Below are 4,619 nucleotides of genomic sequence, written 5' to 3'. Positions count from 1 at the left end.
GCGCCGCAGCGGGCCTTCGTTTTTGCCGCCCGTTCGGGAAGGGCGGCGCGCGCATGAAGCGCGCATTCCTTTTCTCCCTCCCGAACAGAACACGCCGCCGCGTGCACGACGCACGCCGCTCCCGCGGGAGTGCCCATCGGGCGCTCCCGACCCAGTGCGCAGCTGCCGCCTCATCTTCCGAGACCTTCGAGACCTGATGTGCGAGGCTCCAGGCTGCCCCTCAAAAACCGCCCTTCAAGGACACTAGAAAAACCATGGCAACCTTCGCCGAACTCGGTCTCTCCGAACAGCTCGTCACCTCCCTTTCCGCCCTCGGCTTTGAAGAGCCCACCCCGATCCAGGAAGCCGCCATCCCGGCGATCCTCGCCGGCCGCGACGTCCTCGGCCAGGCCGCCACCGGCACGGGCAAGACGGCCGCCTTCGCGCTGCCGCTCATCGAGCGCTGGACGCTCGGCGCCGAACCCGGCGCGCCGATGATCCTCGTGCTCACGCCGACGCGCGAGCTCTGCCTGCAGGTGTCGGAGTCCTTCCACAGCTACGGGCGCGACGCCGGTCTCGTCGTGACGCCGATCTACGGCGGTCAGGAGTACGGCCGCCAGATCCGCGCCCTCAAGCGCGGCACCCACGTCGTCGTCGCGACGCCGGGCCGCGCGCTCGACCACATCTCGCGCGGCACGCTCAACCTCGAGGAGATCAACGCCGTGGTGCTCGACGAGGCCGACGAGATGCTCGACCTCGGCTTCGCCGACGAGCTCGACGCGATCTTCGCCGCGCTCCCCGAACACGTGCAGACGGCGCTCTTCTCGGCGACGCTCCCTCCGCGGATCGCCCGCATCGCCGACGAGCACCTCAACAACCCCGAGCGCATCTCGATCGCGCGCGAAGTCACCCCCGAGGGCGAGGCGCCGCGCGTGCCGCAGATCGCCTACGTCGTGCCGCGCAGCTACCGCACCGCCGCGCTCGGGCGCATCCTCGACCTCGAGGACCCCGAGCTCGCGATCATCTTCGCGCGCACCCGCAACGAGGTGGACGAACTCACCGAAGCGCTACGCGTGCGCGGCTACAGCGTTGAGGCGCTTCATGGCGGCCTCGACCAGCCCACGCGCGACCGCGTGATGCGCCGCGCCCGCGCGGGTCAGTTGGACGCCGTGGTCGCGACCGACGTCGCCGCCCGCGGCATCGACCTCGAGAACCTCACCCACGTGATCAACTTCGGCATTCCCGCCTCGTTTGAAACCTACGTGCACCGCATCGGCCGCACCGGCCGCGCGGGCCGCACCGGCACGGCGATCACGCTCATCGAGCCGCGCGAGCACCGGCAGCTGCGCGCGCTCGAGCGCTTCACGCGCTCGACGATCGAGATGCGCACCGTCCCGTCGGCGACCGACGTTCAGGCGAAGCGCCTCGAGGTGATGCGCGGCGCCATCGAGGAGCTCCTCTCGGGCGAGGGGCTCGACCGCTTCCGCGTCGTCGTCGAGTCGCTCTGCGAGGAGCACGATCCGATGGACGTCGCCGCGGCGGCCGTGCGCTTCGCCTTCGAGAGCGAGGGCGGCGCCGACGACACGACGGAGATCCCCGCCTTCGCCGCCCGCGAGCGCCGCGACGAAGGCGACCGGCGCGAATACGCCCCCCGCGAGGAGCGTCCCCGCCGTGAGCCGCGCGCGCCCGAACCGGGCATGACGCGCCTCTTCATCGGCGCGGGCCGCATGTCGGGCATCCGCCCGGGCGACATCGTCGGCGCCATCGCCAACGAAGCGAACGTGAGCTCGCGCGCGATCGGCGCGATCGACATCTCCGACCGCTTCACCCTCGCCGAAGTCGACGAGTCGATCGCCGAACAGGTGATCGAGGCGCTCCAGGGCGTGCGCTTCAAGGGCCGCACGGTCACCGTGCGCCTCGACAACGGCGGACGCCGCGAGGAGCGCGGCGAGCGCGCCGACGGCAGGGACCGCCCCCGTCGCGGCGGCCGCTATGATGATGCGCCGCGCACCGAACGTCCCCGACGCGAAGACCGCTACGGGCGCTTCGACGACGAAGAGCGCCGCGGTCCGCGCCGCTGATCCGGGCGCCCTCACGCGCCCTCACGTCCGCTTCATCGACATCCTCTGAGATACGTCCATGGCACAGCCCACTCCCATCCGCCTGATCGCCGGCCTCGGCAATCCCGGCCAGGAATACGTCCGAACCCGCCACAACGCGGGCTTCCGCTTCCTCGACGCGCTCGCCGCGAAGACGGGCGCCGTCTTCCGCAGCGAGCCGAAGTTCAAGGGCGAGGTCGCCCGCGTGCGCATCGCGGGCGAGGAGGTCTGGCTCCTCAAGCCCACGACCTACATGAACCTCTCGGGCGAATCCGTCTCGGCCGTCGCGAACTACTACAAGATCTCTCCCAAGGAGATCCTCGTCGTGCACGATGAGATGGACCTCCTTCCCGGGTGCATGCGCATCAAGCTCGGCGGCGGCAACGCCGGCCACAACGGCCTCAAGTCGATCACCGCGCAGCTCGGAACCCCCGACTTCTGGCGCCTGCGCCTCGGCATCGGCCATCCGCGCACGCTCGGCCTCGCGCAGCAGGTCTTCGACTTCGTGCTCTCCTCGCCCAACGCCGAGCAGGCCGCCGCGATCGAGACGTGCGAAAGGGCCGCGCTCGACACGGTAAACCTCTGGGCCGAGGGCGAAATGGAGAAGGCGCACCGGGCGATCGCCTCCTACGGGTCGCCCAAGAAGCCCCCGAAGCCCGCCAAGCTCGATCTTCCGCCCTCGCGCCCGGCGAAGTGATGCGCCCCGACGGGATTCCGGTCCTCGTGAGCCGGTGCCTCCTGGGCGAGGCGTGCCGCTGGGACGGATGCTCGAAGCCCGCGCCGGCGGTCTTCGCCGCATTGGGCGACCTCGAGGCGCGCGTGCGCTGGATTCCCGTCTGTCCGGAGACGGACGGAGGACTCCCCACCCCGCGCGAACCCTGCGAGATCGTCCCCGGCCGCACAGCCGGGGACGTGCTCGAGGGCCGCGGACGGGTTGCGGCCCGGACAGGTTGCGACTGCACCACCCCCTACGTCGAGGGCGCCCGACGGGCGCTCGAGGCGGCCCGCGCCGCGGGCGCCCGCGCGGCGCTCCTCAAGGCGAGAAGCCCCTCGTGCAGCCCCTGCGGGGTCTACGACGGGCGCTTCTCGGGCCGGATCGTCCCGGGGCGCGGCGTCACGGCCGAGCTTCTCGCCCGTTCGGGCCTCGCGGTCTTCTCCGAGGAGTCTCCTCAGGCGCTCCGCGCCTTCATCGAAGCGCTCCCGGAGTACGCCCCAAAGCCGTGCGCCCCATCCCCGGCGCCCTTAAAATAGCGCCGCCCGCGCCCTCCCGCGCCGCTTCGCGGCCGCGGCGGAGGACGCCCCCGGCGGATCAACCCCCCTGACAAAGAAAAGAGTAGACAAGCATCATGGGTCTCAAATGCGGCATCGTCGGCCTGCCCAACGTCGGCAAGTCCACCATCTTCAACGCGCTCACCAAGGCGGGCATCGCCGCGGAGAACTATCCCTTCTGCACGATCGAACCGAACGTCGGTATCGTTGAGGTGCCCGATCCGCGCCTGCAGAAGCTCGCCGAAATCGTCAAGCCCGAACGCATCGTTCCGGCCGCGGTCGAGTTTGTGGACATCGCCGGCCTCGTCGCCGGCGCGAGCAAGGGCGAAGGCCTCGGCAACCAGTTCCTCGCCAACATCCGCGAGTGCGACGCCATCGCCCACATTGTGCGTTGCTTCGACGACGACAACATCGTGCACGTCGCGGGCGAAGTGAATCCGCTCAACGACATCAGCGTGATCAACACCGAGCTCGCGCTCGCCGACCTCGCCGCCGTCGAGAAGGCGCTCAACCGCTACGCCAAGCAGGCCCGCTCGGGCGGTGACAAGGAGGCGCTCAAGCTCGTCCTCGCGCTCGAGAAGATCCAGCCCGCGCTCAACGAAGGCCTCCCGGCGCGCTCCGTTCCCCTCACCGACGAGGAGAAGCTCGTCCTGCGCCAACTCTTCCTCCTCACGATGAAGCCGACCATGTACGTCGCCAACGTCGAGGACCACGGCTTTGAGAACAACCCGCTCCTCGACGCCGTGCGCGGCTACGCCGCCAAGGAAAACGCCCCGGTGGTCGCGGTCTGCGCCAAGACCGAAGCCGACATCGCCGACCTCGACGACGCCGACAAGGAGATGTTCCTCGAAGACATGGGCATGACCGAACCCGGCCTCAACCGCGTGATCCGCGCCGCCTACGACCTCCTCGGCCTGCAGACCTACTTCACGGCCGGCGTGAAGGAAGTGCGCGCCTGGACGATCCACAAGGGCGACACCGCCCCGCAGGCCGCGGGCGTGATCCACACCGACTTCGAGCGCGGCTTCATCCGCGCCCAGACGATCGGCTACGAGGACTACATCGCCCACGGCGGCGAAAAGGGCGCCCAGGAGGCGGGCCGCATGCGCGCCGAAGGCAAGGACTACGTCGTCCAGGACGGCGACGTGATGAACTTCCTCTTCAACGTCTGACGCACCTCCCTAAAATTCAGAATGATATAATCATTCCCATAAGTATTCTGTATTCCCTGCAGGCCAAGTACCAGTGACTGCATCAGCAATCCGGCATCGT

The 4,619-nt window shown here is 69.5% G+C and carries 4 protein-coding genes; all 4 read left to right on the top strand.

Annotated features, from left to right (window positions below; all coding sequences use genetic code 11):
- The first annotated feature begins 254 nt into the window (after nucleotides 1-254).
- The 4 genes from ACT6Y9_RS08850 to ychF all read left to right on the top strand — a co-directional run bounded on the left by ACT6Y9_RS08850 (nucleotide 255) and on the right by ychF (nucleotide 4,519).
- Entirely contained in the window at nucleotides 255-2,060 is a 1,806-nt protein-coding gene (locus ACT6Y9_RS08850; RefSeq protein WP_443744268.1) for a DEAD/DEAH box helicase, read from the top strand.
- 58 nt (nucleotides 2,061-2,118) lie between these two features.
- Nucleotides 2,119-2,775 (top strand): aminoacyl-tRNA hydrolase, encoded by a 657-nt coding sequence (gene pth, locus ACT6Y9_RS08845; RefSeq protein WP_295479181.1) that lies wholly within the window; start codon nucleotides 2,119-2,121, stop codon nucleotides 2,773-2,775.
- Nucleotides 2,775-3,329, top strand: a complete 555-nt coding sequence (locus ACT6Y9_RS08840; RefSeq protein WP_295479200.1) for a DUF523 domain-containing protein — start codon at nucleotides 2,775-2,777, stop codon at nucleotides 3,327-3,329. Before pth ends, ACT6Y9_RS08840 begins: the two co-directional genes overlap by 1 nt.
- Before the next feature lie 95 nt (nucleotides 3,330-3,424).
- Nucleotides 3,425-4,519, top strand: coding sequence for a redox-regulated ATPase YchF (gene ychF / locus ACT6Y9_RS08835; protein WP_295479178.1), 1,095 nt, complete (start codon nucleotides 3,425-3,427; stop codon nucleotides 4,517-4,519).
- Nucleotides 4,520-4,619 lie beyond the last annotated feature (100 nt).

The organism is Sutterella sp. (assembly GCF_052272535.1).
Classification (GTDB): Bacteria; Pseudomonadota; Gammaproteobacteria; order Burkholderiales; family Burkholderiaceae_F; genus Sutterella.
This window is presented reverse-complemented; position numbering and strand designations above follow the sequence as displayed.